25 protein-coding genes and 1 pseudogene are annotated in these 26,936 nt (G+C 66.7%); 15 read left to right on the top strand and 11 right to left on the bottom strand.

What is annotated here, in order from left to right; translation table 11 throughout:
- The first annotated feature begins 76 nt into the window (after window positions 1-76).
- From ACYQ4T_RS18840 to ACYQ4T_RS18830, 3 genes are read left to right on the top strand one after another with little or no spacing between them, the layout of a single operon-like run.
- The gene (locus ACYQ4T_RS18840) at window positions 77-1,261 is read left to right on the top strand and encodes an aminotransferase (RefSeq protein ID WP_459857399.1); all 1,185 of its coding nucleotides are present in this window, start codon (window positions 77-79) and stop codon (window positions 1,259-1,261) included.
- A gap of 59 nt (window positions 1,262-1,320) precedes the next feature.
- Window positions 1,321-1,569, top strand: a complete 249-nt coding sequence (locus ACYQ4T_RS18835) for a type II toxin-antitoxin system ParD family antitoxin (RefSeq protein WP_459857396.1) — start codon at window positions 1,321-1,323, stop codon at window positions 1,567-1,569.
- Window positions 1,566-1,871, top strand: a complete 306-nt coding sequence (locus tag ACYQ4T_RS18830; RefSeq protein WP_459857394.1) for a type II toxin-antitoxin system RelE/ParE family toxin — start codon at window positions 1,566-1,568, stop codon at window positions 1,869-1,871. Before ACYQ4T_RS18835 ends, ACYQ4T_RS18830 begins: the two co-directional genes overlap by 4 nt.
- A 337-nt stretch (window positions 1,872-2,208) precedes the next feature.
- On the opposite strand, the gene ACYQ4T_RS18825 is transcribed toward ACYQ4T_RS18830, so the two are convergent.
- Window positions 2,209-2,760, bottom strand: coding sequence for a hypothetical protein (locus ACYQ4T_RS18825; protein ID WP_459857390.1), 552 nt, complete (start codon window positions 2,758-2,760; stop codon window positions 2,209-2,211).
- A 102-nt stretch (window positions 2,761-2,862) separates the two neighbouring features.
- A complete protein-coding gene (locus tag ACYQ4T_RS18820) occupies window positions 2,863-4,554 on the bottom strand; it encodes a vWA domain-containing protein (RefSeq protein ID WP_459857388.1) in 1,692 nt (563 codons plus the stop codon).
- Window positions 4,555-4,685: 131 nt separating this feature from the next.
- Between ACYQ4T_RS18820 and ACYQ4T_RS18815 the strand changes: the two genes are divergently transcribed.
- The 6 genes from ACYQ4T_RS18815 to ACYQ4T_RS18790 all read left to right on the top strand — a co-directional run bounded on the left by ACYQ4T_RS18815 (window position 4,686) and on the right by ACYQ4T_RS18790 (window position 11,212).
- Window positions 4,686-5,843, top strand: coding sequence for an adenylate/guanylate cyclase domain-containing protein (locus tag ACYQ4T_RS18815; protein WP_459857386.1), 1,158 nt, complete (start codon window positions 4,686-4,688; stop codon window positions 5,841-5,843).
- A gap of 5 nt (window positions 5,844-5,848) precedes the next feature.
- Complete coding sequence (locus ACYQ4T_RS18810) at window positions 5,849-6,706, top strand: DUF4743 domain-containing protein (RefSeq protein ID WP_459857384.1); 858 nt, start codon at window positions 5,849-5,851, stop codon at window positions 6,704-6,706.
- A complete protein-coding gene (locus ACYQ4T_RS18805) occupies window positions 6,707-7,558 on the top strand; it encodes a DUF4743 domain-containing protein (protein ID WP_459857381.1) in 852 nt (283 codons plus the stop codon).
- Window positions 7,559-7,698: 140 nt separating this feature from the next.
- A complete protein-coding gene (locus tag ACYQ4T_RS18800; RefSeq protein ID WP_459857379.1) occupies window positions 7,699-9,660 on the top strand; it encodes a methyl-accepting chemotaxis protein in 1,962 nt (653 codons plus the stop codon).
- A gap of 193 nt (window positions 9,661-9,853) precedes the next feature.
- Window positions 9,854-10,411, top strand: coding sequence for a DUF4142 domain-containing protein (locus ACYQ4T_RS18795; protein WP_459857376.1), 558 nt, complete (start codon window positions 9,854-9,856; stop codon window positions 10,409-10,411).
- A gap of 156 nt (window positions 10,412-10,567) precedes the next feature.
- Window positions 10,568-11,212 carry a hypothetical protein gene (locus ACYQ4T_RS18790; protein ID WP_459857373.1) on the top strand — a complete coding sequence of 215 codons (645 nt, stop codon included), beginning with the start codon at window positions 10,568-10,570 and terminating at the stop codon, window positions 11,210-11,212.
- On the opposite strand, the gene chrA is transcribed toward ACYQ4T_RS18790, so the two are convergent.
- The gene (gene chrA / locus ACYQ4T_RS18785; protein WP_459857369.1) at window positions 11,209-12,576 is read right to left on the bottom strand and encodes a chromate efflux transporter; all 1,368 of its coding nucleotides are present in this window, start codon (window positions 12,574-12,576) and stop codon (window positions 11,209-11,211) included. The genes ACYQ4T_RS18790 and chrA overlap by 4 nt on opposite strands.
- A gap of 378 nt (window positions 12,577-12,954) precedes the next feature.
- The gene (locus ACYQ4T_RS18780) at window positions 12,955-13,794 is read right to left on the bottom strand and encodes a chromate resistance protein ChrB domain-containing protein (RefSeq protein WP_459857367.1); all 840 of its coding nucleotides are present in this window, start codon (window positions 13,792-13,794) and stop codon (window positions 12,955-12,957) included.
- Between the two features lie 176 nt (window positions 13,795-13,970).
- On the opposite strand from ACYQ4T_RS18780, the pseudogene ACYQ4T_RS18775 reads away from it, so the two are divergent.
- Window positions 13,971-14,114 (top strand): annotated as a pseudogene (locus ACYQ4T_RS18775) (endonuclease domain-containing protein); the annotation flags it as partial.
- Window positions 14,115-14,174: 60 nt separating this feature from the next.
- Here ACYQ4T_RS18775 and ACYQ4T_RS18770 read toward each other — a convergent pair.
- The 3 genes from ACYQ4T_RS18770 to gluQRS form a co-directional block, all read right to left on the bottom strand.
- A complete protein-coding gene (locus ACYQ4T_RS18770; protein ID WP_459857364.1) occupies window positions 14,175-16,049 on the bottom strand; it encodes a chloride channel protein in 1,875 nt (624 codons plus the stop codon).
- Between the two features lie 186 nt (window positions 16,050-16,235).
- The gene (locus ACYQ4T_RS18765) at window positions 16,236-16,955 is read right to left on the bottom strand and encodes a TerC family protein (protein WP_459857362.1); all 720 of its coding nucleotides are present in this window, start codon (window positions 16,953-16,955) and stop codon (window positions 16,236-16,238) included.
- A 54-nt stretch (window positions 16,956-17,009) separates the two neighbouring features.
- On the bottom strand, window positions 17,010-17,891 hold the full coding sequence (gene gluQRS / locus ACYQ4T_RS18760) for a tRNA glutamyl-Q(34) synthetase GluQRS (protein WP_459857360.1): 882 nt from the start codon (window positions 17,889-17,891) through the stop codon (window positions 17,010-17,012).
- On the opposite strand from gluQRS, the gene ACYQ4T_RS18755 reads away from it, so the two are divergent.
- The 4 genes from ACYQ4T_RS18755 (at window position 17,890) to ACYQ4T_RS18740 (ending at window position 21,226) form a co-directional block, all read left to right on the top strand.
- Entirely contained in the window at window positions 17,890-18,540 is a 651-nt protein-coding gene (locus ACYQ4T_RS18755) for a DNA-3-methyladenine glycosylase family protein (protein ID WP_459857358.1), read from the top strand. The two genes, gluQRS and ACYQ4T_RS18755, sit on opposite strands and share 2 nt — an antisense overlap.
- Window positions 18,541-18,553: 13 nt before the next feature.
- Window positions 18,554-19,207, top strand: a complete 654-nt coding sequence (locus tag ACYQ4T_RS18750) for an alpha/beta hydrolase (protein ID WP_459857356.1) — start codon at window positions 18,554-18,556, stop codon at window positions 19,205-19,207.
- Between the two features lie 112 nt (window positions 19,208-19,319).
- Window positions 19,320-20,582 carry a PAS domain-containing sensor histidine kinase gene (locus tag ACYQ4T_RS18745; RefSeq protein ID WP_459857354.1) on the top strand — a complete coding sequence of 421 codons (1,263 nt, stop codon included), beginning with the start codon at window positions 19,320-19,322 and terminating at the stop codon, window positions 20,580-20,582.
- Between the two features lie 65 nt (window positions 20,583-20,647).
- Window positions 20,648-21,226, top strand: a complete 579-nt coding sequence (locus ACYQ4T_RS18740) for a tetratricopeptide repeat protein (RefSeq protein WP_459858065.1) — start codon at window positions 20,648-20,650, stop codon at window positions 21,224-21,226.
- On the opposite strand, the gene ACYQ4T_RS18735 is transcribed toward ACYQ4T_RS18740, so the two are convergent.
- The 3 genes from ACYQ4T_RS18735 to ACYQ4T_RS18725 form a co-directional block, all read right to left on the bottom strand.
- Entirely contained in the window at window positions 21,227-23,803 is a 2,577-nt protein-coding gene (locus ACYQ4T_RS18735; protein ID WP_459857352.1) for a PAS-domain containing protein, read from the bottom strand.
- A 159-nt stretch (window positions 23,804-23,962) separates the two neighbouring features.
- The gene (locus ACYQ4T_RS18730) at window positions 23,963-24,916 is read right to left on the bottom strand and encodes a glutathione S-transferase family protein (protein WP_459857349.1); all 954 of its coding nucleotides are present in this window, start codon (window positions 24,914-24,916) and stop codon (window positions 23,963-23,965) included.
- A 196-nt stretch (window positions 24,917-25,112) separates the two neighbouring features.
- On the bottom strand, window positions 25,113-25,490 hold the full coding sequence (locus tag ACYQ4T_RS18725; protein ID WP_459857347.1) for a VOC family protein: 378 nt from the start codon (window positions 25,488-25,490) through the stop codon (window positions 25,113-25,115).
- 89 nt (window positions 25,491-25,579) lie between these two features.
- Here ACYQ4T_RS18725 and ACYQ4T_RS18720 point away from each other — a divergent pair, with 89 nt between their 5' ends.
- Entirely contained in the window at window positions 25,580-26,419 is an 840-nt protein-coding gene (locus ACYQ4T_RS18720; protein WP_459857344.1) for a helix-turn-helix transcriptional regulator, read from the top strand.
- Here the strand turns inward: ACYQ4T_RS18720 and ACYQ4T_RS18715 are convergent.
- Entirely contained in the window at window positions 26,392-26,922 is a 531-nt protein-coding gene (locus ACYQ4T_RS18715; protein ID WP_459857342.1) for a GNAT family N-acetyltransferase, read from the bottom strand. The two genes, ACYQ4T_RS18720 and ACYQ4T_RS18715, sit on opposite strands and share 28 nt — an antisense overlap.
- Between the last annotated feature and the right edge of the window lie 14 nt (window positions 26,923-26,936).

The raw sequence follows: 26,936 nt of genomic DNA, 5'->3' as shown, positions 1-26,936 counted from the left end.
AGCGCCTTCTTCCCCCTCCCCCGAATCGGGGGAGGGCCGGGGTGGGGGTACGACACGCCGCATACCAAGTCGCGCCATGAATTTTGCCATCAACCCGCTGCTGACCTCCGTCGGCGCGCCGCCGATCGCGGAGGCGATTTCCTGGATCTCCGGCCGGACTTTTCCCGGCGACAAGCCGCTGGTGGATCTCTCGCAGGCGGCGCCCGGCTATCCGCCGGCGCCGGCGCTGACCGATCATCTGCGCGAGATCATCGGCGCGCCGCAAAGCTCGCGCTACGCCGATATCGAGGGCATTCCGCCGCTGCGGGCGGGCTTGGCCAGGGACATCAACCGGCGCTATGGCGGCGGGGTGAAGCCGGAGCACGTCCTGATCACCGCGGGCTGCAACCAGGCCTTCTGCCTCACCGCCAATGCGCTGGCCAAGCCGGGCGAAACGATCATCCAGACTTCTCCTTACTACTTCAATTACCGCATGTGGCTGGACATGGGCGGCATCGAGACCGTGCTGTTGCCGCATGCGAAGAACAACCCGGCAGCGCCCGACCTCGCCGCGGCGGAGCAGCTGATCGGGCCGAGGACCAAGGCGCTGGTGCTGATCTCGCCCAACAACCCGACAGGTGCCATCTATCCGCCGGAGGAGATCCGCGCCGCCTTCGAGCTCTGCCGCCGGAAGAAGATCGCCTTCATCCTGGACGAGACCTATCGCGACTTCATGCCGAGCGCACCGGCGCCGCATGATCTCTTCCGCGATCCGGACTGGTCGGACACGCTGATCCATCTCTACAGCTTCTCGAAATCCTTCTCGCTGCCAGGCTACCGCGTCGGCGCGATCGTCGCCGATCCGAAGCTCATCGCCGAGATTGCCAAGGCGATGGATTGCGTGGCGATCTGCGCGCCGCGGATCGGGCAACTTGCCGCTGCCTACGGACTTGAGCACCTCGACAGCTGGCGCGCCGGAATCACCGAGATGATCGGCGACCGTCTGCTCGCCGTGCAGTCGGCTTTCTCCCGCAACGACCTCGGCTATGAGCTGATTTCGGCCGGCGGCTTCTTCGCCTATCTCAAACACCCGCATCGCGGCCGCTCGGCGATGGAGGTGGCGAAGCGCCTCGCCCAGCAGCAAAACCTGCTGATCCTGCCGGGCTCGATGTTCGGCCCCGACCAGGACGATTACCTCCGCGTCGCCTTCGCCAATGTCGAGGCGAAATGGATGCCGGAAGTAGCGGAACGGCTGGCCCGGGACGCGGCGGAGGGGTTCTGACCATACTTTGACAAAGTATGGATCGCACCTTACATTTGCCTCGGAACTAGAGGTGCCCGATGCACGTGTCATTAACACCGAAACTCGAAGAGCTCGTGCGCGACAAGGTTGACTCCGGCCTTTACAACAACGCCAGCGAAGTCATCCGCGAGGCACTGCGGCTCATGCATGAGCTCGACAGCGTTCAGGAACTCAAGCTGAAGCGGCTGCGCAAAGAGCTTGCCAAGGGCGAGGCGGACCTAGCCGCCGGTCGAAAGACCGTCATTGCGGATGACGAGGAGTTGCGGGAGCTTTTTGCGCGGCTATGAGGCGGCTTGTCCTCGCAGATGCGGCGCTTGCCGACTTGCGAGCGATTGCTGACTATACGCAACAGCGCTGGGGCGCGGCCCAGAAGCGCCGATGTCTGGCGGCATTGCATGCCGCGCTCCGCCGCCTCCGCCGGAAACCGGCTTTGGGCAGGGAACGGCCGGAACTCCGGCGGGGATATCATACCTTCCTGGTCGCAAGGCATGTCGTATTCTTTCGTTTCGACGATGACGAGTGCGAGGTCGTCAGAATCCTCCACGACCGAATGGACATGCATCGCGCGGTGGGAGAATTTCCCGAGTGATGCTGACTTTGACGTCGAACTCGGCGCCGCCGCCATCCTCGGTCGTCATGGCTAGACCCGGAGGCAAAGCCGACCTACGTCGGCGGTGTCCCGACATCCACGCCTTCCTATCGGGCAACACCCAAGGCGTGGATCCCGGCGCCTCCCGCCGGGATGACGGAGACTGAGAAAGTCAGCGAACTGTGCTGACAAGGAGGCCAATCACGAGCCCCCAGTTCTACTCCGCGCTTCCCAAACTGCCGAGCGCGAGGTCGATGAACTCGGCGCGGTGCCGTCTTCAGGGATGCCGGGAGTGGCGGAGCGGCTGGCAAGGGACGCGGCGGAAGCTTCTAGCCGCTCAGCAGATCAACGAATGCCGGTAGAAGTGGCCGTCTAATCGGTCGATGTAGAGGGCGCAGTCATATCTGTCCACGCGGCCGGAGCGCCCTCCATATGGGGGCTCCGCGCTGTCCGACGCATCATAGACAAGGTCGATTTGATCCGGGCCGAGGAATTGCGCATCAAGGAGCCATCTCTTCTGATCGGGGCTGCCGGCAAGCGCTCGCTCGGCCTCATAGTGTGAGCGGGCTGCTAGCCAGAACCGCAGCTCGATCGGCACAAACATGCCACCGCTGATAACGAGGATCGCCGCCGCGACTCCGATCAGGTTGGAGGCCGACCTGCGCCACCGTCCGACAATCAGGGCCACGAGTGACGCCGCGACCACATGGACCAGCAGAAGCAGCAGTCCGAGGAGGCAGAGCATCATGATAGCCAGCGACATGAGGCCGAACTCGGCTCGCCAGAAGCCATAGATCTGCAACGCGCCCAGAAAGATGCCGATGACGGGCGGCCAGACCGAGAAGCGCGCCGACCTGTCCGAGGAGCGCCACCAGCCAGTCTTGCCCATTCTTTGAAAGTCACCGGGGAGACGCGGTGCGCCGCGTCTCCCCGGTTCCGGGACTGCAAGTGACAGGGAGGCAAATCACGAGTCCCAGTTGGACTGGGTGGGCTACTGCAGGCTGCCGGAACTGCCCAGCGCCTTGGACATTTCCACGAGCTCGATGAACTCGGCCCGCATGCCGTCTTCATCTGAACCCCGCGCGGCCCTGGCCAGTTCCGCGATCTGGTCGTAGGAATAGTTCTTCAGGTAGTCGCCGCCCCGCAATTTCTGCCCGAAGGCGGCGACCGCCGCAGCAAAATCGAGCTCGGCATTGGTCGATTCGGGTTTATCGAGGCGTGCGGTCGCGAGCGGCGTCTCGATCAGCCTGGAGACCTCGCCATCCGGGGCTTTGTAACGGAGGCGCAGGAAGGCGAACTCCTCCGGCTTCACCGCGGGCTCGGTCGTGGCGACCGGCTCGCTGCCGTAGCGCAGGGGATCGACGGTCAGGCCCTTCGATCCCTTGAGCGCGATCTCGTAGAGCGCGGTCACGGTGTGGCCGGCGCCGATCTCGCCGGCATCCTTCTGGTCGTTGTTGAAGTCCTCGCGCTTCAGGGCGCGGTTCTCGTAGCCGATCAGGCGGTATTCGGCGACCACGGCCGGGTTGAACTCGACCTGGACTTTCACGTCCTTGGCGATGGTCTGGATCGTGGCGGCGAGCTGATCGACCAGCAGGCGTTTTGCCTCCTTGAGGGAGTCCACATAGCCGTAGTTGCCGTTGCCGACATCGGCGATCTGCTCCATCAGCGCGTCGTTGTAATTGCCCTCGCCGAAGCCGAGCGTGGTCAAGGCGATGCCGGACTTGCGGTTCTCCTCGATCATCTTCTTCAAGTCATCGATATTGGTGACGCCGACATTGAAGTCGCCGTCGGTCGCCAGGATGATCCGGTTGATGCCGCCGTCGACATGGCCCTGCTTGGCCATGGCATAGGCGAGCTGGATGCCCTCGCCGCCCGCCGTGCTGCCGCCGGCCTGCAGCTGGTCGAGCGCCGCCTTGATCTTCGCCTTGTCCGAAGTCGGCTCGAGGACGACGCCGGCGGCACCGGCATAGACCACGATCGAGACCTTGTCGTCGGATCGGAGCTGGTCGGTCAGCATGCGCATGCCGGATTTCAGCAGCGGCAGCTTGTCGGCGTGTTCCATCGATCCGGAGACATCGATGAGAAACACGAGATTGGCGGCCGGGCGCTCGCCCTTCGGCACGTAGCCCTTGATGCCGATCTCCAGCAGATAGGTGTCGGGGTTCCACGGCGTCTTCACGACATGGGTGGTGGTGCGGAACGGGGTCGCGAGATCGTCCGCCGCCGGATAGTCATAGGCAAAGTAGTTGATCATCTCCTCGACCCGCACCGCGTCTGCCGGCGGCTGCTGGCCGTTCAGGATGAAGCGCCGCACGTTGGCATAGGAGCCGGAATCCACATCGACCGAGAAGGTCGACACCGGCGCCTCAGCCACCTGCTTCACCGGATTCTCGTCGATCGGCAGGTAGTTCTCGGTGTTCTCCGGCGGCACCGGCGCATAGGCGTCACTCTGGAAATTCTCCGCCTTGCCCGGAACGAGCTTGCTTTGGATCGGCGCCGGTGCGCTGGAGACCGACCCACCGGCGACCGAGCCCGATTGCGCCACGGAACCTGCGCCTTGTGTCGAAGCCGTCTCGACCGCGGCATCGTTCGTATTGGCGGCCTGATTCGCTTCCTTGGTGCAGCCGATCAGCATGCCGGCGCCGGCGATCATGATCAGGCCGGCCCATTGCGACGTTTTCATTGTGCTTCCCCTCCTCCGGGTGTGTTCCCCACTCGCAGGAAAGGCTCGCTCCGCTCGGGGGCGCGGGAATGGTCGGATTGCGGCGGCGCCAAGGCATTGTCGCGGCGCGGTTGGGGCGTTAGGTTCGCCCCATGACCCCGCCCGACCTCCAGACCTGGCTGATCGCCCAGATCAGCGAGAAACCTCCCCTCGATGTGCTCTTCAACGGCTTCTGCAAGAAGCTGGTGAAACAGGGCCTGCCGGTCTGGCGCTCCAATATCGGCCTCGAGACCCTGCATCCGGAAGATATCGGCTTCTCGCTGCTCTGGGTCGATGGTGACCTGCGCGACCGCGGCTTCAGTCGGGCGCGGCCCGGCCTGCTCGCCTCCAGCGATTATCTGAACAGCCCGGCGAAATATGTCGACGACACCAACCAGCCGTTCCGCTGGCGCCAGGGCGAGGACAGCCAGGGCATGGAGATCATCGAGCTCATGGCCGGCGAGGGTGCGACCGAATACACGATGCTGCCGCTCGCCTTCCAGGACACCTACCGTTCCGCCAGCATCTCCTTCGCGACCAAGGCCGAGGGTGGGTTCGGCGAAGCGGGATTCGAGGCGCTGCACTATGCCAGCATCCTGCTGTCGCCGCTCTGCGAGCGCATTGCGCTCCGCCGGGTCGCGCTCGATGCGCTGAGCGCCTATCTCGGGCCGACCGCCGCGCAACGCGCCTATAGCGGCCAGATCGAGCGCGGCGACGTGCGCACCATCCAGGCGGCGATCCTGATTGCCGATCTCCGCGGCTTCACCTTGCTTTCCGACCGGCTGGAGCGCCGCGCCATGGTGGCGCTGCTCGACCGCTGGTTCGGGGTGATGGGCGAGGCGATCGAGGCCCAGGGCGGCGATATCCTGAAGTTCATGGGCGACGGTCTGCTGGCGGTGTTTCCATTGGATGACGACCCGAGCGCCAGCTGTGCGCGGGCGCTCGCGGCCGCGCAAGCGACACTCGCCGGCACGGCGAAGCTGAATGAAGACCTGGCGGCGGAGGGCACTGCGCCGCTGAAGTACGGCATGGCGCTGCATTGCGGCGAGGTCGAGTTCGGCAATATCGGTGCGAAACGGCGGATCGATTTCACGGTGATCGGGCCGGCGGTCAACCATGCGAGCCGGCTGGAGGGCCTGACCAAGGTGGTGCAGCAGCCGCTGCTGCTTTCCGACAGCTTCGCGCGGACCTTGGGCAAGCCGCTGCGCTCGCTGGGTTCCCATGTCTTGCGCGGCGTGCGCGAGCCAGTCGAGGTCTTCGTCCCGCAATGACCTCGATGATGCGGCAATTCCGGCGCTATCCCGCCGTCGATCTCGATCAGTACCGCCGCTTCATGGTGGCGAAGCAGCATGTCGGCTGGGTGATGCCGGATTTCGCCGTCGCCCTCGCCCGCTTCCCGCATGTGTTTCACGTGGACGACAAGGCGGTCACCCTGCAGCCGCGGCTCAGGAGCTTCAACACGCGGTCGGAAGCGGTGGCCGAGGTGCTGGCGACGTTGCGCGCCGAGGGCCTGATCCCCGGCTGGCGCAACGAGGCCTACCCGGTGGCGCAGGGATTCTACACGGCGCCCTTGCTGCAGATGGAGCGGGCGGCGACCGTGCTGTTCGGGACGCTGTCCTACGGCGTCAACCTGAACGGCTTCGTCGGGCGCGGCTGGGCGATGAAGGTCTGGATCGCCAAGCGCGCGGAATCGAAGCCGATCGATCCCGGCATGATGGACCTGATCGTCGGCGGCGGGCAGCCGATGGGGATCTCGCCCTGGAACAACCTGATGAAGGAATGCCAGGAAGAAGCCGGCATGCCGCGCGAGATCGCCGAGAAGGCGAAGCCGGTCGGCATCATCACCCTGCTGGCGGTGATCCATGGGCATATGCGGGTCGGGCTGCAGTTCAATTACGATCTCGAGCTGCCGGAGAGCTTCCGGCCGCGGAACACCGACGGCGAGGTCGAAGAGTTCCTGCTGGTGCCGGTCAGCGCGCTGATCGACCGCCTGAAATCGGCGGACGACTTCTCCTATGACGTGGCCATCGTGCTGATCGATTTCCTGATCCGGCACGGCTTCGTCGGGCCCACCGATCCCGACTTCCTCGAACTGATCGCCGAGCTGCGCCGGCCGATCCCCTGGGTGCAGTAGATGAGCCTGCTGGAACGCATTGAAGCCTGCCACCGCTACAGCCTGAAGAAGTTCAAGCCCTTCTTGGTGGCGGGCGAGCGTCTCGGTTACGTGCGGCACGACCTCGCGGTCGAGTTCGGCAAGTTTCCCAGCGTGTTCGTCAACTCAACCGAGGCCTTGCAGGTGAAGGAGCACCTGGCGCAGTTCGATTCCCGCACCGCGGCGATCAACACCGTGGCGCAGGAGCTGAGCGCCCGCGGCATCGTGACCGGCTGGCGCAACGAATTGTTCCCGGTCGCGCCGAGATTCGGCGCGGCGCCCTTGTTCGACGTCGAGCGGGCGCTGGTGCCGTTCCTCGGCGTGAAGGCCTATGGCGTGCACCTGAACGGCTATGTGCGCGACGGCGACCGGATCCTGCTCTGGGTCGGCAAGCGCGCCGAGAACCGGCCGATCGAGCCGGGCAAGCTCGACCATCTGGTGGCGGGCGGGCTGCCCAGCCATATCTCGCCCTTCGACAACCTGATGAAGGAAGCGGCGGAAGAGGCGTCGGTCCCGAAGGAGCTGGCGCGCCGCGCCGAGCCCGCGGGGGCACTGGCCTATCGCATGGAATTGAACGGCCATCTGCGCGACGACACCCTGTTCGTCTATGACCTGGAGCTGCCCCGGGATTTCGTGCCGCACAACCATGACGGCGAGATCGCCAGCTTCGAGCTCATGCCGCTGCATGAGGTGGAGCGCATCCTCGACGAGACCGAGAGATTCAAATTCAACGTCGGCCTGGTGGTGATCGATTTCATGATCCGAATGGGCCATTTAACACCAGAGCGAGCAGATTACTGCGACCTCGCGCTGGCGCTTTCCGGTCCGCATTAACGGAAATTATTCAGAGTTAACATTATTTCAGCAGCTTCCGCCTCAGATCTTAGGAATCTTTAGCGCAAGATTAACCATTCGTGGCGTTTTATGGTTGTACCGCGCACGGGACGCGGCCCCTCCAACCAGGACATCACTCCATGCTGAACGCCACGCTCGCCCGGGTGAAGATCGGGACCAAGATCCTGCTCATCGCCGGCATCGCCCTCATCGGCTTCGTCGCCATCCTGATCACGCTCTTCATCGCCGACGGCATGCGCGGCCGGGTCGATGCGGTCGAGCAGGGGGCGATCTCGGAATACATCACGGTGCAGTCGATCGCCGAGGATTTCCTGAACGCGCGGCGCCGGGAGAAGGACTTCCTGCTCCGCAAGGACACCAGCTTCGCCGACAAGCATGCCGAGGTCGGCAAGAAGATCGGCCAGGAGATCGGCGACCTCATGCCCCATGCCGGCCCGGACGAGGCGGCGGCGTTGCAGAAGCTGCAGGGCCTCTACAGCGACTACGATGCGCGCTTCCGCGAGATCGCCGGCGATCTCACCAGCATGGGCCTGAAGCCCGACCAGGGCTTGCTCGGCAAGCTGCGCGGCGCGGTGCATGAGATCGAAGAGGCGCTGAAGGGCTATGACGACCCGCAGCTCACCATCTCGATGCTGATGATGCGGCGCCATGAGAAGGACTTCGTGGCGCGCGTCGACCCGAGCTATATCGACAAGCTCACCCAGGAGCGGGCGCATTTCGGCGTGTTGCTGAAGGCCTCGACGATCCCGGCCGAGGCCCAGGCCAAGCTCGCCGAGCTCGCCGCGCAGTACGAGGCGGCCTTCCTGGAGATGGCCAAGCTGCAGCTCACCATCAACGACAAGCTTTCCGGCATGAGCGAGACCTATGCCGCGGCGGAACCGATCCTGGAGCAGGTGCGCCAATCCGCCAGTACCCGGCGGGCCGCCGCCGGCGCCGAGATGGACCGGATCGAGGTCCAGGCGCGGTACACGATGTTCGGTGCGGTCATCGTCATCGCGCTGGTCATGCTGCTGCTGGCCTTCGTTATCGGCCGCGGCATCAGCCGGCCGGTGAAGCAGCTGGCGGGCGCGATGTCGCGCCTGACCGCCGGCGACAAGTCGGTGGAGGTGCCGGTGGTCGGCAGCGACGAGGTCGCCGAGATGGCGGGCGCCTTCGGCGTCTTCAAGGCCAGCATGATCAAGGCCGAGGAGCTGGCCGCCAAGGAGATGGAGGCGCAGCGCCAGCGCGCCGAGCGGGCGCGGCAGATCGAGCTCCTGACCGACAAGTTCGACCAGGACGTCTCGATCGTGCTGAAGGCGGTGAGCTCCGCCACCACCGAGATGCAGGCGACCGCGTCCTCGATGACGGCGACCGCCGAGGAGACCGCGCGCCAGGCGACCGCGGTCGCCAACGCTTCGGAAGAGGCTTCCACCAACGTCACGACCGTCTCGGTCGCGACCGAGGAGCTGACGGCCTCGATCCAGGAGATCAGCCGCCAGGTGCAGCAATCGGCGGCCGTCGCCGGCCGTGCGGTAGCCGACGCCGACCGCACCAATGTTCAAGTCAAGGGCCTGGCCGAGGCGGCGCAGAAGATCGGCGAGGTCGTGGGTCTCATCAACGACATCGCCAGCCAGACCAACCTGCTGGCCCTGAACGCCACGATCGAGGCGGCGCGCGCCGGCGAGGCCGGCAAGGGCTTCGCGGTGGTGGCCTCCGAGGTGAAGAGCCTCGCCAACCAGACCGCCAAGGCGACCGAGGAGATCGGCTCGCAGATCGGCGGCATCCAGCAGGCGACGACCGAGGCGGTTTCCGCCATCCAGTCGATCGCCACCACCATCCGCGAGATCAACGACATCGCCACCGCCATCGCTTCCGCGGTCGAGGAACAGGGTGCCGCGACCCAGGAGATCTCGCGCAACGTCCAGCAGGCTTCCGCCGGCACGCAGGAAGTGTCCTCCAACATCAGCGGCGTCTCCGAGGCGGCCGCCGCCACGGGCGCCGCCGCGGAACAGGTAAACTCGGCGGCGACCGAGCTCTCCCGGCAGTCGGAGACGCTGCGCGGCAAGGTCGAGACCTTCCTGTCCTCGATCAAGGCGGCCTAGTGACCCTGTCGGGCTGGCGTTCCGCACCCCGACCCTAACCCTCCCCCGATTCGGGGGAGGGGACCGCACCGAGCGCATTCTTCTCCCTCCCCCGAATCGGGGGAGGGCCGGGGTGGGGGTGCGTGCCACCGTAGGAACCGCTCTCGAATACCCGGGTTGGCGATGTTCAATGTCCCAGCACGGAGTTTTCACGATGTCCCGACGCCTTGCCTTCACCGCTGCGCTGTTGCTTTCGGCGATCGGCCTCGCGGCCTGCGAGACTTCCGAGAAAGCCGCGACGGGCGTGCAATCCGCCGCCCAGGCGCAGATGACGCCGACCCTCTCGACCACCGACGCCAACTTCATCAACACGGTCGGCGCCGGCGGCCATGCCGAGATCAAGTTCGGCGAGCTGGCGCAAGCCCGGGCGACGCGCATGGACGTCCGCGCCTTCGCCGCGCAGATGGTGAGCGACCACACCGCCGCCGGCAACGAGCTCAGCAGCCTGGCGCAGATGAAGCAGATGACCCCGCCCGACGAGATGGACCTCAACCACAAGGCCAAATACGACCAGCTCGAGAAGACCTATGGCAGCGAGTTCGACCGGGTCTATATCCAGGGCCAGGTCGAGGACCACACCGCCGTCGTCAACGCCTTCCAGAACGAGATCACCAACGGCAGCGACGCCGACCTGAAGGCCTTCGCGCAGAAGCACCTGCCGACCATCCAGCATCACCTGGAGATGGCCCGCCAGCTCGCTGCGCAGTTCTAGGCCAATCGCGCCGGGCGCCGGGACATTGCCCCGAAATGTCCCGACCTGCCCCGAAGTGGTGCATCGCCGCCGCCGGCACCCCTGTGTGACCCTCTCTTCCCCGCCCCGTGGCCGCCGGATCCGGCGCGCCCCGGGCGGAGCAACCAGGGGGTTCGCATGGTGCTCAAGACCGCCGCGCTCGCAGGGATTCTGCTCATCGCCACTGTCGCCGGCGCGCAAGCCGCGACGATCTTCAGCGAGGACTTCTCCGGCGCGACGCCGGGTCAGGGCTACAACAGCGGCACCGGCATCCCGGGGTCGCAGTTCACCGTCACATCCGGGAACATCGACATCCTCGGTCAGCTCAATGGCAACCTGTTCGGCTGCTCCGGCAATCCCGGCGGAAATTGCCTGGACCTGATCGGCGACCAAGGCCAGGCCATCATCCAGAGCACCGTCGCCTTCGACCTGATCGCAGGGACCACATACACGGTGAGCTGGACCGATTTCCTTCAGGGCGGGCACGCTCCCGGCACCCAGCTGGAATATTCCGTCTCGCTCGGCACCCATAGCCAGAACTATTTCTCAGAGCCCATCACCCAGCTCTTGAGCCTGCAGTTCACCGCGGCGGCGACCCAGCTCGGCGCGTTGCTGGTCTTCGACACCATCGGCAACATCAACGGGTTCCACGGGCCGGTGCTTTCGGGCATCAGCATCGATGCCGTCGCAACGACCCCGATCCCGGCGGCACTTCCGCTGTTCGCCTCGGCGCTGGCGGGCATGGGATTCGTCGGCTGGCGGCGCAGGCGCGCGCAGGGCTAGAGCCAGAGCGTCGCCAGACCGGCCAGGGCGCCGAAGGCCAGGGTCGGCAGCGCGCCGACCTTGAACCGCAGCATGGCGATCACGGCGGCCAGCGCGATGGCGGCGGTGATCCCGTTGATGCTGCCGGGCACCGGCACTTCGAGACTGAGCCCTGCGAGCGGGATTTCCTGGGTCGCGCCGAACAGCACATGCAGGCCGAACCAGACGGCGAGGTTGGCGATGACGCCGACCACCGCCGCCGTCACGGCGGCCAGCGCGGCGGAGATTGCCTGGTTGCGGCGCAGGGCTTCGACATAGGGCGCGCCGACGAAGATCCAGAGGAAGCAAGGCGCGAAGGTCGCCCACAGCATGATCGCGGCACCAAACATGCCGGCCAGCAGCGGATCCAGCGTTCCATGGGCGCGGAAGGCGGCGAGGAAGCCGACGAATTGCAGCACCAGGATCAGCGGCCCCGGCGTGGTCTCGGCGAGACCGAGGCCGTCCACCATCTCGTGCGGCAGCAGCCAGTGAAGGCCGTCGACCGCGGCCTGCGCCACATAGGCGAGGACCGCATAGGCGCCGCCGAAAGTGACCACCGCCATGACGCTGAAGAACTGGCCGAGGTTGGTCCAGATGCTGTCGCCCCCAGTCACCAGGCGAAGCGCCAGGATCGGCCCGAGCCAGAGGGCGAGCCAGAGCGCCAGGGTGCGCAGCGCCCGCGGCATGGAGCGCCGTGTATGGGTGAGCGCGCCGCCTTCGATCAGCCGGTCGATGAGGCCGTGGCTGTCCGGGTCGGCGCCGTTGCCATGGCCGCCCGCCGCCGGGAAAGCCGCGGGAGAGACGCGGTGGCCGATCCAGCCGAGCAGGCCGGCGCCGAGCACGATCAGCGGGAAGGGAATCTTCAGCAGATAGATGCCGATAAAGGCCGCCACGGCGATGGCGACCGCGACCCGGTTCTTCAAGGCGCGACGGCCGATCCTGAGGATCGCCTCGATGACGATCGCCAGCACCACCGCCTTGACGCCGAGGAAGAGCGCGGTGAGCGCGGGCAAGTCGTGATAGAGCGCGTAGACGGCGGAGAGCGCCAGCATCACGACGGCGCCCGGCAGCACGAAGAGAATGCCGGCCACCAGACCGCCGCGGACACCATGCAGCAGCCAGCCGATATAGACGGCGAGCTGCTGCGCCTCGGGTCCCGGCAGCAGCATGCAATAGGAGAGCGCATGCAGGAAGCGCTGCTCGCCGATCCAGCGCTTCTCATCGACCAGCATCCGGTGCATCAGCGCAATCTGCCCGGCCGGGCCGCCGAAGGACAGCAAGCCGACCTTGGCCCAGACCTTGAGGGCCTCGCGGAAGGTGGGAATGGTCGACCTGGCCTTACTCATATGGACGGACCCATCGCCGCTTCCGTAGCTGCCCGGTCGGGCATTGACGGCCACCCCCTCTTTCGAGGTGCAAAACACCATCAAGTCGCTGACGACAATCGGCCTTCCGTTCGGCAGCGCGGAGGTGATGCTTGATTCTGTACATGCTGGGTACATGCAGTGAGGCGGTCCGGCTCGTTCCGGGAGCAGCTTGGCGCGCGCGAAGAGCAGCTTCTTCCCGACGGCGCCGGGCGGCCGGACGCGAATCTCGATGCAAGCTGCACGATGTCAAACAACCGGCCGATAGTATCACGATCGGCGCGCGCTGTCTGTCCGACGGCGGATGAATTCGAATTTTATTTGCCTGGCTGAATTCCGGCGCCGCGTCGCGTGACGCCGTCACTTTGCGTCCCGCGTCTTCTTCACATGCCCCGGCCAATCGTGCGTCTCGCCGACCGCGTCGCGGCACCAGCGGTAGAAGGCGTCGTAGAGCGACATGCTGGCTTCGAGCTGCGCAAGATCGTCGCGATGACTGCGCGAGAGGCCGAGCGAGGCCGCGAGCAGACCGGCCGCTTGCGGCGCCAGGTCGAGCCGGTTGGTGTCGGCGCCGCGCACGATGGTCGCCAGTCGATCCAGCGCCTCGCTCTGCAAGCCGAATTCCTCCAGCATGGTGTCGAAGGTGCATCGCTCGCCGCGATGGCTCCAGAACGCGTTGTCGATGTCGAACGGCGCGGCGTTGAAGCGTTCGGCGACGGCGGGGACTTCCGATGCCGCGACATAGAGGAAGGTCGCCGAGGCATCGACGAAACGGCGGATCAGCCAGGGACAGGCGATGCGGTCGATCTTCGGCCGCGCCCGGGTGACCCAGAGCGTCGATCCGCGCACGTCACGCGGCGGCAGCTTCGCCGGCGAGAACAGCAGCCCGCCGGCCGCGCGCCAGGCGAGGAAGCCGCCTTCCAGCACCTCGGCAGCGACACCGCGCGCGCGCAACAGGGCGGCGACGCCTTCGGAAAGCTTCAAGCCTTTATGGCAGACCACGACGGCGCGGGTGCCGGGCGGCGGATTCCAGGCGTCGATCCAGGATGCGGTCTGGTCCCAGTCGCGCTTCAGGGCGCAGGGCAGCAAGCGCGGATCGGCGGCGTAGTCCTCGTCATCGCGCACATCGATGATCGCGGGCGCGTCCGGAAGGCCGATGAGACGGATAAGCTGTGCGGGGGTGATGTCGGTATTCGACGGCATGCGTCCACTCCATCAGCTAGGGAGTCGGGACGCGATCTTTAGGCTGCCGCCTCACGGGGTAATCGCGGTTAACCCCTTGGGGTGGAGTATTCATGAGCGCTCCGGGCGCGTCAACCGTCACAAGGCGGCGGCATTAGCTCGGCGCTGTCCCCTCCCCCAACTGCAGCCAGCATGCCGAGCGCGCGGACGACGATGCTGAGCGCACGGCGTGGCTTGAGCGGGAAGGTTATCGCGTGCTGCGGTTCTGGAACAATGAAGTGCTTGAGAATACCGCCGGTGTCATGGAGCGGATCTTGCGGGCTGTGAAGGGGGAGGGCTGATTCTCAGGGGGCACTTCCCCCCACCCCGGCCCTCCCCCGAAGTCGGGGGAGGGGATTTTTTTAGCGCTCTTCCGCCGGCCCGTAGAGATCGCTGTGCCCGAGTTCCTCGCTGCGGCGGCGTTCCAGTTCCTGGTTGTAGCGGCGGAGCACGTAGCTTTCCGTGCAGTAGCCGAGCACGTAGCGGGTCACCGTCGAATCCACGACGGCGAGGACTTCGAGCTGGCTTTCCTCGAACAGCGCCAGCATGGCGCGGATCGGCGTCTTCCTGGCCAGCACCGGCTGTTTCAGCGGCAGCAGGTCGGCGACGCGGGAGGCGGTGCCGCCGGTGGGTGACGCGGCGAGGTGGAGGGTGGCGACGTCGATGACGCCGCGGTAGCCGCCGTCGTCGTCGAGGACGAAGAGCTGGCCGGTCTCGCTGGCCGGGTGCTGGGCCTTGGTGGCTTCGAGCGAATCCGACGACCGGACGAAGACCATGTCGCGCTGCATCAGCGTCTCGGCGGTCAGGTCCTGGATCCAGCCGATGTCATGCGCGCCTTTCAATTTCAGGCCGCGCTGGTGGAAGCGCCAGGTGGAGAACGAATAGCCGAACCACTGGCGCACGCCGAAGGAGGCCAGCAGCACCGCGACGATCACGCCGACGGTGATCGAATAGGAGGCGGTGAGCTCCAGCACCAGCAGGATCATGGTGACCGGCGCGCCGACGATCGCCGCGCCGACCGCGCCCATCCCGACCATGGTGAAGGTGATGGATTCGGTCGAGAGGATCGGGTCGATCAGCGCCGCCAGCTGGCCGATCAGCGCGCCCAGCAGCGCGCCGATGTAGAGCGAGGAGGAGAACAAGCCGCCGCGCAGCCCGCTGCCGACCGAGACCGCGGAAGCCACCAGCTTCGCGGCCAGCAAGCCGAGCAGCAACACGAAGGGCGTCGCCTGGGTGACGGTGACCTCGATGCCGCCATGGCCGCTGCCCAGCACCGGCGGAAAGGCGAAGGCGAGCCCGCCCAGCACCACGCCGCCGCAGAAGGGGCGCAAGCCGCGCGGCAGCTGCCATTGCTGCAGGATGGATTCGAAGCCGGTGACGGTGCGCATCGCGATCACGCCGACGAAGGCCGCGGCGACGCCGATCGCGGCGAAATAGAGGAAGTCGACATTGCCCGGCGGCATCTGCTGCGGGATGATCATCAGCGGCTCGAGGTTGAAGAAGGTGCGGCCGACCACGGCGGCGGTCACCGCCGCCATGCCGACCGGCGCCAGCGCGCTGAGCGAATAGGCGCCGATCACCAGCTCGAAGGCGTAGAAGGAACCGGCCAGCGGCGCGTTGAAGGCGGCGGCGATCGCGGCCGCCGCGCCGCAGCCGACCAGCACGCGCAGATCCTTGCGGCGGAAGCGCAAGGCCTGGCCGGTGCGCGAAGCGACGCCGGAACCGGCCTGGGTATAGGCCGCCTCCATGCCGACCGAGGCGCCGATGCCGGCGGAGAACAGGGTCATCAGCGCCAGCGAGACGGAATCGCGCAGCGACATCCGGCCGCCATAGAGCGCGTTGGCCTCGATCGGATCGACGATGTCGCGGCCGCGCAGCCGGCGTTCGCCATAGGCGACGAAGCCGTAGATCAGGCTGCCGATGATCGGCACCGCCATCAGCCGGATGGGATCGATGCCCTCGCCGCTGCTCAAGTGCACGGCCTCGTGGCTGCCGAACAGAGCCACGCGGATCAGCACCAGGGCTTCCCCGGTCAGACAGGTGACAACCGAAACCGCGGCGCCGATCAGCACCGCGAGGATCAGCAGCGCCACCTCGCTGTCGCGAACCCGGGTGGCGAGCAGCTTGCGATAGAGCAGCCGGCTGTAGAGCTGGACGCGATACGGCACGCCGCGGGCGATGCGGCGGAAGCGGGTGCCCCCCTGAAGATCTTGGGCAGGTTGCGGCTCGGTGGTCACGGCATGTGCGCTGACTGCTTCACGTCACGCTTGGTTTTATCAGGGGACGCTGGGATACGCACCCCCACGCGGTGACTCACACCCCCTAACCCTCCCCCGATTCGGGGGAGGGGACTGCAGCGCGCGGCTTCTTCTCCCTCCCCCGAATCGGCGGAGGGTCGGGGTGGGGGTACGAAACGAGGCGCGTTACTGCGCCGGCGCCGGCAGCGGCGTGGTGACGGGCGGGTCGTCGTTCATCTGGTGCATCACCTCGGTGGTGCCGCGGTAGACCATGTCCACGGCGACCCAGAGGATGATGGCGAGGCCGACATAGGCGATCCAGTGATAGCGCTTCAGGAGGCCGGCGATGATCGTGGCGGCGGCGCCCATCAGGGCGACCGAGAGCAGCAGGCCGACGATCAGCACCCAGGTATGATGGCCGGCGGCGCCGGCCACGGCCAGCACGTTGTCCAGGCTCATCGAGACGTCGGCCAGGATGATCTGGGTGATCGCCTGGCGCATGGTCTTGGCCGGCGCGGCGCCCGGAAGGACCTCGGGCTGCTCGGCCAGTTCGACCCGCTCGTCGCGGGTGAGCTGCTCGCGGCGCATCGCCGCTTCCTTCAGCCGCCGGCGGCGCTCATGCACCAGCTCGCGCCAGAACTTCCAGCAGACCCAGAGCAGCAGGATGCCGCCGGCCAGGGTGAGGCCGATGATTGCCAGCAGCTGGTTGGTGACGAGGGCGAAGACGATTCTGAGGACGGTCGCGGCCGCGATGCCGATGACGATGACCTTGGCGCGCATTTCCTTGGGCAGGCCGGCCGCGGCCATGCCGACGACGATGGCGTTGTCGCCGGCCAGCACCAGGTCGATCATGATCACCTGGGCGAGCGGGATCAGCGCGACGAGGATGTGCTCGAAGCCCTCCATCAGCGCGGGTTCTGCTCTTGGAGTGATTTCATCGGCGACCGATCGGCCCGAGTTTTATGCATCCTGGAACCCGGCCATCTTCCGCACCGCTGCTGCGCTCAATCCCCGCTCCCGCAGCGCCCGGAGCGCCAAGGCACCGTCGCGTTTCGAGAGCCGGACCCCCGACTCGTTTGTCAGCAAGACATGGTGCCTATATTGCGGCGATGCAAGCCCCAAAACCGCCTGCAGCAGGCGGTGCAGATGAGTCGCAGGCCGCAAATCCTCGCCTCTTATGACCAGGGTCACCCCCTGGAGATGGTCGTCGAGGGTGGCGCAGAGGTGATAGCTGGCGGGGGTGTCGCGGCGGCCCAGCACCACGTCCCCGAAACGTTCCGGCTGGGCGCGGATTTCGCGCAAATTGGCGCCATCCGGATCGGCTTCCGAGAAGGCGAGCGGACCGGACCGGCGTGAGGCTTCCGCGGTATCGAGCCGCAGCGCATAGGGCGCGCCCGCGGCCTTGCGCTCGGCCGCAAGAATCGGGTCGAGCCCGCGGCAGGTTCCGGGATAGATCACGGTCTCGCCGTCCTGTGATGGAATGCCGTGGGGAGCGCTTGCCGCCGCGGCGATGTCCTTGCGGCTGCAGAAGCAGGGATAGAGCAGACCGTCGGATTCCAGCCGCGCCAGGGCCGCCGCATAATCGGCGAAGTGGTCCGACTGGCGGCGCACCGGTTCTTCCCAATCGAGGCCAAGCCAATGAAGATCGTCGAAGATCGCGCGCTCGAATTCCCGCTTGCAGCGGGTGCGGTCGATGTCCTCGATGCGGAGCAGGAAACGGCCATTTGCCTGGCGCGCGGTGCGATGGCCGAGCAAGGCGGAATGGGCATGGCCGAGATGGAGAAAGCCTGTCGGACTGGGCGCGAATCGCGTAACTATTCCGGCTCCGAAGGCGAGGGTCATGGCGGGCAGGAATAGCGAAGACGCAGGGCTGCTGCAACAGGCGCTGGATCATCTCGCCGGTGCCGACCGGCACATGGCCGCGGCGATCGCGGAGATCGGGCCGCCGCCGCCCCGGCATCGTCCGGCCGATTTCGAGACGCTGATGCATGTGATCATCGCGCAGCAGGTCTCGACGGCGTCGGCGCGGGCGATCTCCGGCCGGTTGAACGAGCGTCTCGCCAAGGTGACGCCGGAGGGTTTTGTCGCGCTGAGCGACGACGACCTGCGCGCGATCGGTTTCTCGCGGCAGAAGATGGTCTATGGCCGCGATCTCGCCGCCGCCTTCCTGGACGGGCGGGTGTCGCTGGCCAAGCTCCGGCGCATGGATGACGAGGCGGCGATCGCTTCGCTCTCCTCGGTCAAGGGGATCGGGCGCTGGTCGGCGGAGGTGTTCCTGCTGTTCAGCCTGAAGCGGCCGGACGTGATGCCGGCCCAGGACCTGGCGCTGATGGTGGCGGCGCAACGGCTGAAGAAGCTCCGCGCCCGGCCGGACCCGAAGAAGCTGCTGAAGATCGCCGAGCCCTGGCGGCCGTTCCGCTCCTACGCTGCCCGGATGCTCTGGCACTACTATAGGAACGGGAAGGGCGGCATCGGCGGCCAGCCGTTATAAGGAAGTGAAGCGTATGCAGACCCTCGATGGACCGAACGTCGCGCCGAAATCCGGATCCAAGGCCAAGCAGCTCGTCGTCTTCCTGCACGGCTATGGCTCGAACGGCGACGATCTCATTTCGCTGGCGCCCTATTGGGCCGACCTGCTGCCGGATGCGGAATTCGTCTCGCCGAACGCGCCCTTCCCCTGCGAGATGAATCCGTTCGGCGGCTATCAGTGGTTCGGGCTCGAGGACCGCAATCCGGCGACGAAGCTCGCCGGCACGCGGGCGGCCGCGACCATTCTCGACGGCTTTCTCGATGACGCGCTGAAATCGCGCGGGCTCGACGAGAGCCGCCTCGCGCTGGTCGGATTCTCGCAAGGCACGATGATGTCGCTGCATGTGGGACCGCGCCGCACCACCGCGCCGGCCGCCATCGTCGGCTATTCCGGTGCGCTGATCGGCGCCGACGCGCTCGCCCTGGAGATCAGGTCCAAGCCGCCGGTACTGCTGGTCCACGGCACCGCCGACCAGGTCGTGCCCTTCGCGGCCATGGGCGCCGCCGCGCAGGTCTTGCAATCCTTCGGTGTCACAGTCGAGACGCTGGCGCGGCCCGGCCTGCCGCATTCGATCGACCCCGAGGGGTTGACCCGCGGCGGGCAGTTTATCCACCAAAATTTTTCCTGAGGATCCGCGGAGCCCGCGGTGATCTTGGGCTTTTGCGCGGGGGTTTCGTCTCGCCATTAAGACCTCGTTTACCCTTGCTAGGACTAAAATGCCGGAAGACCGTGATGAGGCCTTGATTCCGGACAGAGGCGTGATGGCGAACGGCGACGGCATGGGTGGACAGCCTCGGGAAGCCACCCGGTATGATTCCGAGCAAGCCGCCTATTGGCACGCCGTCATCTCCGACCTGGATGACGCGGTCATCCGCTATACGCCCGAGCTCGTCTGTAAGTGGTGCAACGCGAGCTATGCCCGGCTGCTCGGGCGCGATCCCAATTCGCTGATCAACCGCCCGATCAGCGAGTTCCTCGACGCGCGCAAGGTGGAGATCGCGCGCGAGCGCGTGCGCACCCTGCTGACCATGGGCTCGGTGAAGGCGGTCGAGATCCAATGGGAGCTGCCCGACGGCACCAAGCGCTGGTGGAGCTGGAACGCGCAGATCGTGCGCTCGCCCCTGACCGGCGACATGGAGCTGCAATCGGTCGGCCGCGACATCCAGGCGCTCAAGGAACGCGAGACCGCCCTGCAGCACGCGATGGTGCGGCTCGCGACCCAGACCGACGACATGGCGCGGCTGCTGCGCGAGTTGAAGACCGCGAAGTTCGAAGCCGAGACCGCCAATGCGGCGAAGTCGCGCTTCCTCGCCAACATGAGCCACGAGCTCCGGACGCCGCTGAACGCGATCATCGGCTTCGCCGACATCATGCGCCTCGGCGTGTTCGGGCCGATCGGCAGCGAGGCCTATCGCGAATACATCGAGGACATCAAGAAGAGCGGCGAGCACCTCCTGGAAGTGATCTCCGATCTGCTCGACCTGTCGCGCATCGAGACCGGGCTGCGGCGCATGACCATGGTGGAGATCGATCCCCTGGAGCTCGCGCGCGAAACGCTGAACATGATGCCGCCGCGCCAGGGCGCCGGCATCGATCTCTCGGTCACCGGCACGGAGAAATGCGGCGCCTTCACCGCCGACCGGGTGTCCGTGAAGCAGGCGGCGGTCAACCTGCTCTACAACGCGCTGAAGTTCACCCCGCCCTCGGGCAAGGTCTGGATCGCCTTCCGCCGCCTGGAAGGCAAGGTCGAGATCGAGGTCGGCGATACCGGCCCGGGGCTGACCCGGGGGCAGATCGACAGCTTGCTCGCGTCCACCGGCGGCATCGACGACGACCGGCTGGTCACGCGCAAGGGCCGCGGCACCGGCCTCGGCATCCCGATCGCGAAGTCCCTGGCCGAGCAGCATGGCGGATCGCTGCGCTTCGAGAGCAAGCCCGGCGAGGGCACGCGGGCGATCCTCTCCTTCCCGCAGCCGCCGGCCATGCCGGGGGCGCAAGCTTGACCCTGCCAATGGACCGCGGATCGGTTTCCTTCTAGTCTCCCGGCTCTTTTCCGAAGGAGGCCGCCCTGCAGTTCACCCGTTCGCATTTCGCGCTGGTCGCAGCCGGAGTCTTCGCCCTCCTCCTGCTGGCGGGGCTGGGGGTTTTCATCTGGCATTCCGAGCCGGCTCCGCCGACCCAGGAAGAACTCGCCGCCGACTTCGCCAAGGGCGCGCAGTTCGAGCGCGGCAGCGGCGGTGTCGCCCTCGACTACGGCCAGGCGCTCACCTTCTATCGCAAGGCGGCGGCGGGCGGCTATCCGCCGGCCGAGAACGCGCTCGGCCTGATGACCGCGGCCGGACATGGCGTGGTGCGCGACGAGAAGGCGGCGAACGACTGGTTCCGCCGCGCCGCCGAGCACGGCTTTGCCGAGGCGCAGGTGACCTTGGCGGGAAACCTGCTGACCGGCACCGGCACCGCGGACGGCAAGCCGGACAAGATCGAGGCGCTGAAATGGCTGCTGATCGGCGCCGAAGGGATGCCGGATCCGCTGTCGAAGCAGGTCGCGGTGACGACCCGCGACAAGCTCACCGCCGAGCTCAGCGCCGAGGATCGGGCCGAAGCGACGAAGCGCGCCGAGGCCTGGCGCAAGGAACACGCGCCGTAATCAAACCCTCCGGGCCTGGCAGGCCGAGCCCGCCGGCAGGTGGATGGTCGCCGTGGTGCCGGCGCCCTTGCGGCTTTCGATCTGCAGCCGGCCGCCATGGAGCTCGGCCAGCGCCTTGGTCAGCGGCAAGCCGAGCCCGGTCCCGTTCAGGCGGGAAGCGACGCCGTCCACCTGGCCATAGACCGCGAGGGCGGTCTGCAGTTCCTCGTCCGTCATGCCGGGACCGGTATCGCTGACGGCGAGCTCGACGCCGCCGTCGGGGAGGCAGCGGATCGCGAGCCGGACCTCGCCGCCGCCCGGCGTGAACTTGACCGCATTGGAGAGCAGATTGAGCAGCATCTGCTTGGCGGAGCGTTCATCGGCATGCAGGGCCTGGCAGCTCGGGTCGATGTCCGAGACCAGGCGGATGTCGTTGTCGCGGGCCAGCCGCGCAACCAGAGTGATCGCCTCGTCGGCCAGCGCGCGCGGCCGCAGTGCCTCGATGCGGAGCTCGGCCTTGCCGGCCTCGATCTTGGACAAGTCCAGGATGTCGTTGATCAGCGACAGCAGATGCGCGCCGCTCTGGTGGATGAGATCGGCGCAATTGCGGTAGCGCGGCGGCGCGACCGGACCGTAGATCTCCTGGGCGATCATTTCGGCGAAGCCGAGAATGCCGTTCAAGGGCGTGCGCAACTCGTGCGACATGCCGGCGAGGAAGATCGACTTCTCGCGGTTGGCGGCATCGGCGCGGCGCTTTTCCTCGTCCAGCTTCGCGGCCAGGGCCGCCAGCTCCGCCGCATGATTCTGCAGCTTGCGGTTGGCGGCTTCGAGGTCGCGCTGCTGGCGCTTCAGCGCGGTCACGTCGGTGCGGATCACGACATGGCCGCCGTCCTCGGTACGATGCCGGTTGACCAGCGACCAGCGACCATCGGCGAGCTCAACCTCGCCCGAGGCGTCGCGCTCGCCGGCAAAGCTCGCCTTGATGCCGGCGACCAGGGCTTCGACCTCGGCCGGCGACGCGACGCCGGCATATTCGCCGTGCTCCGCTCCGTAGCGGATGACGTCCTCCAGCCGGGCGCCGACCACGCACAGATGCGCGCTCTTCGGGTATTGCTCCAACAGGCGATGGTTGAAGGCGACGAAGCGCAAGTCCCGATCGAGCAGGGCGAAGCCGCCGTCCATGTTCTCGATCGCGTCGCGCAGCCGGAGCTCGGCCTGTTTCAGCGGCGTGATGTCGGTCCAGATCGCGACCCGGCCGCCCTCGGCGGTGACGCGCTCGGTGAAGCGCTTCCAGCGCCCATCGGTGAACTGCATCTCGGTCGGCCGGTCCGGCGGGTTGCGATGCAGCTCGAGCCGCCAGCTTATCCACGCTTCCGGATCGGCGCGCGCGTCGACCGCGGTCACGCTGCCGGCGACGAAGGCGCGGATGATCTCCGCGAAGGTCCGGCCGGCCGGGTTGCCGAACGCCGCCCGGGAGCCCCGGTCGATGAAGGCTTCGTTGCACAGGACCAGCCTGTCCTCGGCGTCGAACAGCGCAAAGCCGCTCTCCATGGCGCTGATCGCAGCCCTAAGCCGCATCTCGCTCTTCGCAAGCTCCTGCGCGGCGCGGCGCTGGGCGGTGATGTCGCGAAACACCACCACGCCGCCGCGCGGCTTGCCGTCGTGGCCGACCAGCGGCCGGCCGCTGACGCTCAGGGTGCGCCGCGTGCCGTCGTGCCGGTTGACGGCGTCCATCTCGACACCGTCGCTGCTCTCGCCTCTCACCGCCTTGACCAGGGGGATGTCATCCTCCGGAAAAAGCGAGTCGCGATCGACCTGATAGGTGCCGAAGGCCTCGGCCCAATCTTTGCTGGAAGTGGAATTCGGCGCGTCTCCCGCCAGCTCAATGGCTTTCGGGTTGCGCATCACCAGTTCGCCCTCGGCATTCGCCACGGTGACGCCGTCGCTCATGGCGCCGAAGATCGCCTTGAAGAGATCCGTCTGTTCATCGAGCCGGCGTTGCAACGCGAGCCGGTCGTCCTCGCGCCGCAGGGCGACGCCCAGGATCGCCATGGCGAGCGGGTTGACGATCAGCAGCGGTGCGGCGACCGCTGTCAGCATCTCCTTGGAAATCGCCACGACGAATTCCGGCGCGCGGAACAGGATGACGGAGAGGTTGACCGCCGAGATCAGCAGCCCCAGCAGCCACAGAGCCACAAAGCCCGGCTGCCGGCCGAGCCGGAGGTGGACCCGCCAGAAGGCGATCCCGAGCAGGCTCGCGACCACCATGCCGAGCCACGGCGAGTGGGCCGGGCCGCCGACCCAGACGCGGAACCCGATCGCGACGGCGTCGGCAAGCAGCGCGGCGATCCAGCCGCCGAACAGCGGCGCGATGCCGACCAGGATGGTGCGGCCGTCGAGCAGGATGCCGGTCCCGAGATTGACGCTGGTCGCCATGGCGCCGACCGCGCCCAGCCCGAACAGCAGGCCGAGCGCACTGTCCCGCAGCGCCGGCGTCATCTGCGGCACGCGCCGGATCCAGACATAGCCGACGATCAGGAGCGCGAGCAGGCTGACGTTCTGTGTCAGGCCCAGCATGAACTGGCTGATCTGGATCATGGCCACGACACCCCTACACCCGTTCAGGGCGACCCGAAGCCGCGATGATACTACCGAAGGCCAGCCGCACCAATTGTCCGAGCGGGTCCGCCGCATACAATCATATGCTGCATACCGGATTGGTTTATTCATCAAACAAGCGTCGGCCGCTAGGCGCGGTCACGCCCAGTCCAGCCGCGGCCCGACCGGCACGATGCCGGTCGGGTTGATGGTCTTGTGGCTGCCGTAATAGTGATGCTTGATGTGATCGAGATGCACCGTCTCGCGCACACCGGGAAAGCCGAGCAGGTCGAGCAGATAGCGTGAGAGCTGCCGGTAGTCGGCGATGCGGCGGATGTTGCACTTGAAATGCCCGACATAGACCGGGTCGAAGCGCAACAAGGTGGTGAAGAGCCGCCAATCCGCCTCGGTGACGCGATCGCCGCAGAGATAGCGGCGCGATGTCAACCGGTCCTCAAGCCAATCCAGCGTCTCGAACAGCGGGTGCAGCGCTTCCTCATAGGCCGCCTGGCTGGTCGCGAAGCCGGCCTTGTAGACGCCGTTGTTGACCGTGTCGTAGATCCGCGCATTGAGCGCATCGATCTCGGCCCGGAGATCCGGCGGATAATAGTCGCCGGGCTTCGCGCCCAGGCGATCGAAGGCGCCGTTCAGCATGCGGATGATCTCGGAAGACTCGTTGTTCACGATGGTGCCGCGCTGCTTGTCCCAAAGCACCGGCACGGTCACCCGGCCGGAATATTCCGGATCGGCGGCGAGGTAGACGTCGGCGAGGGTCTTCGCGTGATGGATCGGATCGGGGATGACACCGGCGCCGGGATCGAAGGTCCAGCCGCGCGCGCCCATATGCCAGTTCACCACCGAGAGCGCGATCATGCTCTCCAGCCCTTTGAGCGCGCGGAAGATCAGGGTGCGGTGGGCCCAGGGACAGGCATAGGAGACGTAGAGGTGATAGCGCCCCGCCTCCGCCTTGAAGCCCGCCTCGCCCGAGGGACCGGGTGACCCATCCGCGGTCACCCAGTTGCGGAACCGGCTCTCGGACCGGACGAAGCGACCCTTCTGCGAGTCGGTGTCGTACCACTTGTCCTGCCAGACGCCGCCCACAAGGAGGCCCATGTTTCACTCCTGCAATGCAAGGGGTGAAACATGGGCGCTCGAGTTGCCGGATGAAAGGGTAAGTTTATCCGGCCAGGGCTGTTGATTACTCCACGACGTCACCCGCGGACTTGATCCGCGGGCATTTCTACGGCGGCGCGAGATGCCCGGGTCAATCCCCGGATCAGGTCCGGGGACGGGCATGACGTTTCATTTTCTATTTCGCCTGGCCGCAATAGGCTTCGAGGCGATAGCCGTCGGGGTCGATGACGAAGGCGGCGTAGTAGTTGTCGCCGTAATCCTTGCGCAAGCCCGGCTTGCCGTTGTCCTTGCCGCCCGATTTCATCGCGCCGTCATGGAAGGCATCGACCGCCTTGCGGCTGCCGGCGTCGAAGCAGAAATGCAGGTTGGCCTTGTCGTCGATCGACGCCGGCTTGGCCACCTGGCCGATCCAGAGCGCCACTTCCGCCGCACCGTAGCCGAGAGAATCCGCGCCTTCGCTCAAGCATTTGAAGCCGAGCGGCTTCAAGGCGGCGTCGTAGAACTTCCTGGTGCGGCCGATATCCCGCACGCCGATCGAGATGTGGTTGAACATGGGTTCGGCTCCTTTCGCTCTTGGCCATGTGCCTCCATCTAGGCAATCGGGCGGTGACGCCGCTTGGGAAAAGTTGCTATTCTGTACGCATGAGCGAACCGACCCCCTTGTCGTCGCGGACCCTCGCCTCCGGCCGCGGCTGGATGGTGCAGGACATCATCTGCCGCTCCGGTCCGGAGACGGCGGCCTTCGAAGAGCAGCATCGCGCGGTCGCCATCGCGCAGGTCAGCGAAGGCACGTTCCAGTACCGCTCCAGCATCGGCGCCGCGGTGCTGACACCGGGCGCGGTGATGCTGGGGGCTCCCGGCGTCTGCTACGAATGCGGCCATGAGCACGGGGTCGGCGACCGCTGCACCGCCTTCCATTTCTCACCGGCGGTCTGGGAAGAGATCGTCGCCGCGGTGCCCGGCGCGCGGCGGAGTGCGGTGACGCGGCCGCAATTGCCCCCGCTCGAAGTCCTGGCGCCGCTGTTTGCCGAAGCCGAAGTCGCGCGTGATGAGGACGACCGGGATGCTTTCGAGGAGATCGCGCTGCGGCTGGCCGGCGCGGTGATCGGGATTCTCGCCGATGCGCCGAAGCGGGCGCGGCAGCCGAGCGCCCGCGACATCAAGCGCGTGACGGCGATCGTGCGGACGCTGGCGGCGCGGCCGGAGGAGAGCTACACGCTCGACGGCCTGGCCGGGCGGGCGGCGATGAGCCCCTACCATTTCCTGCGCACCTTCCGGCAGGTGGTCGGGCTCGCGCCGCATCAGTATCTGCTGCGCAACCGCCTCCACCGCGCCGCCTTGCGGCTGAAGCGCTCCCGCGACGAGATCTCGTCGATCGCCTTCGAAGCCGGGTTCAACGACCTCTCGACCTTCAACCGCCGCTTCAAGAAGGTGACGGGCCTGAACCCCGGTGCCTATCGCGCGGGCAGTTCGCGGCGATAGACCAAAGTCGGCCAGGTCTTGTAGGTGCCGCGGGCGATCTCGCGGAAGCCGCTCTTCTCGGCGACCCGGATCGAGGCCGGATTCTCCGGCGCCAGGATGCAGACGACCGGCGTCTTCAGAGTCTCGTCCGCCCAGGCGAGTGCCGCGCCGATGGCTTCCGTCGCGTAGCCCTTGCCATGGGCCGCGGGCGTCATCACCCAGCCCGCCTCCGGAAGATCGCCGAGCGGCGGATCCATCTCGCGGTGGAAGTTGGCGAGGCCGACCTCGCCCAGGAACTTGCCGGTGGCCTTATCCTCCACCACCCAATAGCCGTAGCCGAGGAAGTGCCAGAGCCCACCATAGCGCAGCATGCGGGCCCAGGATTCCTCCGGGGTCGATGGCTTGCCGCTGATATGCCGCGCGACTTCGAAATCGCCCCACATGGCGGCGACGGATTCGAAGTCGGAGCTGCGATGTCCGCGCAGGGTGAGGCGCGGGGTGTCGAGAACGGGGATGGTCGGCACGGGGAATTCCTTGG

Source organism: Dongia sp. agr-C8 (assembly GCF_054658695.1).
This window is presented reverse-complemented; position numbering and strand designations above follow the sequence as displayed.

Excerpts from the sequence above, each read along its gene's own strand:
- ACYQ4T_RS18805 (WP_459857381.1), top strand. The coding sequence starts at position 6,707 with ATGAGCCTGCTGGAACGCATTGAAGCCTGCCACCGCTACAGCCTGAAG.
- ACYQ4T_RS18815 (WP_459857386.1), top strand. The coding sequence starts at position 4,686 with ATGACCCCGCCCGACCTCCAGACCTGGCTGATCGCCCAGATCAGCGAG.
- ACYQ4T_RS18765 (WP_459857362.1), bottom strand. The coding sequence starts at position 16,955 with ATGGAGGGCTTCGAGCACATCCTCGTCGCGCTGATCCCGCTCGCCCAG.
- ACYQ4T_RS18750 (WP_459857356.1), top strand. The coding sequence starts at position 18,554 with ATGCAGACCCTCGATGGACCGAACGTCGCGCCGAAATCCGGATCCAAG.
- ACYQ4T_RS18810 (WP_459857384.1), top strand. The coding sequence starts at position 5,849 with ATGATGCGGCAATTCCGGCGCTATCCCGCCGTCGATCTCGATCAGTAC.
- gluQRS (WP_459857360.1), bottom strand. The coding sequence starts at position 17,891 with ATGACCCTCGCCTTCGGAGCCGGAATAGTTACGCGATTCGCGCCCAGT.
- ACYQ4T_RS18840 (WP_459857399.1), top strand. The coding sequence starts at position 77 with ATGAATTTTGCCATCAACCCGCTGCTGACCTCCGTCGGCGCGCCGCCG.
- ACYQ4T_RS18720 (WP_459857344.1), top strand. The coding sequence starts at position 25,580 with ATGAGCGAACCGACCCCCTTGTCGTCGCGGACCCTCGCCTCCGGCCGC.
- ACYQ4T_RS18835 (WP_459857396.1), top strand. The coding sequence starts at position 1,321 with ATGCACGTGTCATTAACACCGAAACTCGAAGAGCTCGTGCGCGACAAG.
- chrA (WP_459857369.1), bottom strand. The coding sequence starts at position 12,576 with ATGAGTAAGGCCAGGTCGACCATTCCCACCTTCCGCGAGGCCCTCAAG.
- ACYQ4T_RS18830 (WP_459857394.1), top strand. The coding sequence starts at position 1,566 with ATGAGGCGGCTTGTCCTCGCAGATGCGGCGCTTGCCGACTTGCGAGCG.
- ACYQ4T_RS18820 (WP_459857388.1), bottom strand. The coding sequence starts at position 4,554 with ATGAAAACGTCGCAATGGGCCGGCCTGATCATGATCGCCGGCGCCGGC.
- ACYQ4T_RS18755 (WP_459857358.1), top strand. The coding sequence starts at position 17,890 with ATGGCGGGCAGGAATAGCGAAGACGCAGGGCTGCTGCAACAGGCGCTG.
- ACYQ4T_RS18790 (WP_459857373.1), top strand. The coding sequence starts at position 10,568 with ATGGTGCTCAAGACCGCCGCGCTCGCAGGGATTCTGCTCATCGCCACT.
- ACYQ4T_RS18725 (WP_459857347.1), bottom strand. The coding sequence starts at position 25,490 with ATGTTCAACCACATCTCGATCGGCGTGCGGGATATCGGCCGCACCAGG.
- ACYQ4T_RS18795 (WP_459857376.1), top strand. The coding sequence starts at position 9,854 with ATGTCCCGACGCCTTGCCTTCACCGCTGCGCTGTTGCTTTCGGCGATC.
- ACYQ4T_RS18735 (WP_459857352.1), bottom strand. The coding sequence starts at position 23,803 with ATGATCCAGATCAGCCAGTTCATGCTGGGCCTGACACAGAACGTCAGC.
- ACYQ4T_RS18825 (WP_459857390.1), bottom strand. The coding sequence starts at position 2,760 with ATGGGCAAGACTGGCTGGTGGCGCTCCTCGGACAGGTCGGCGCGCTTC.
- ACYQ4T_RS18780 (WP_459857367.1), bottom strand. The coding sequence starts at position 13,794 with ATGCCGTCGAATACCGACATCACCCCCGCACAGCTTATCCGTCTCATC.
- ACYQ4T_RS18800 (WP_459857379.1), top strand. The coding sequence starts at position 7,699 with ATGCTGAACGCCACGCTCGCCCGGGTGAAGATCGGGACCAAGATCCTG.
- ACYQ4T_RS18730 (WP_459857349.1), bottom strand. The coding sequence starts at position 24,916 with ATGGGCCTCCTTGTGGGCGGCGTCTGGCAGGACAAGTGGTACGACACC.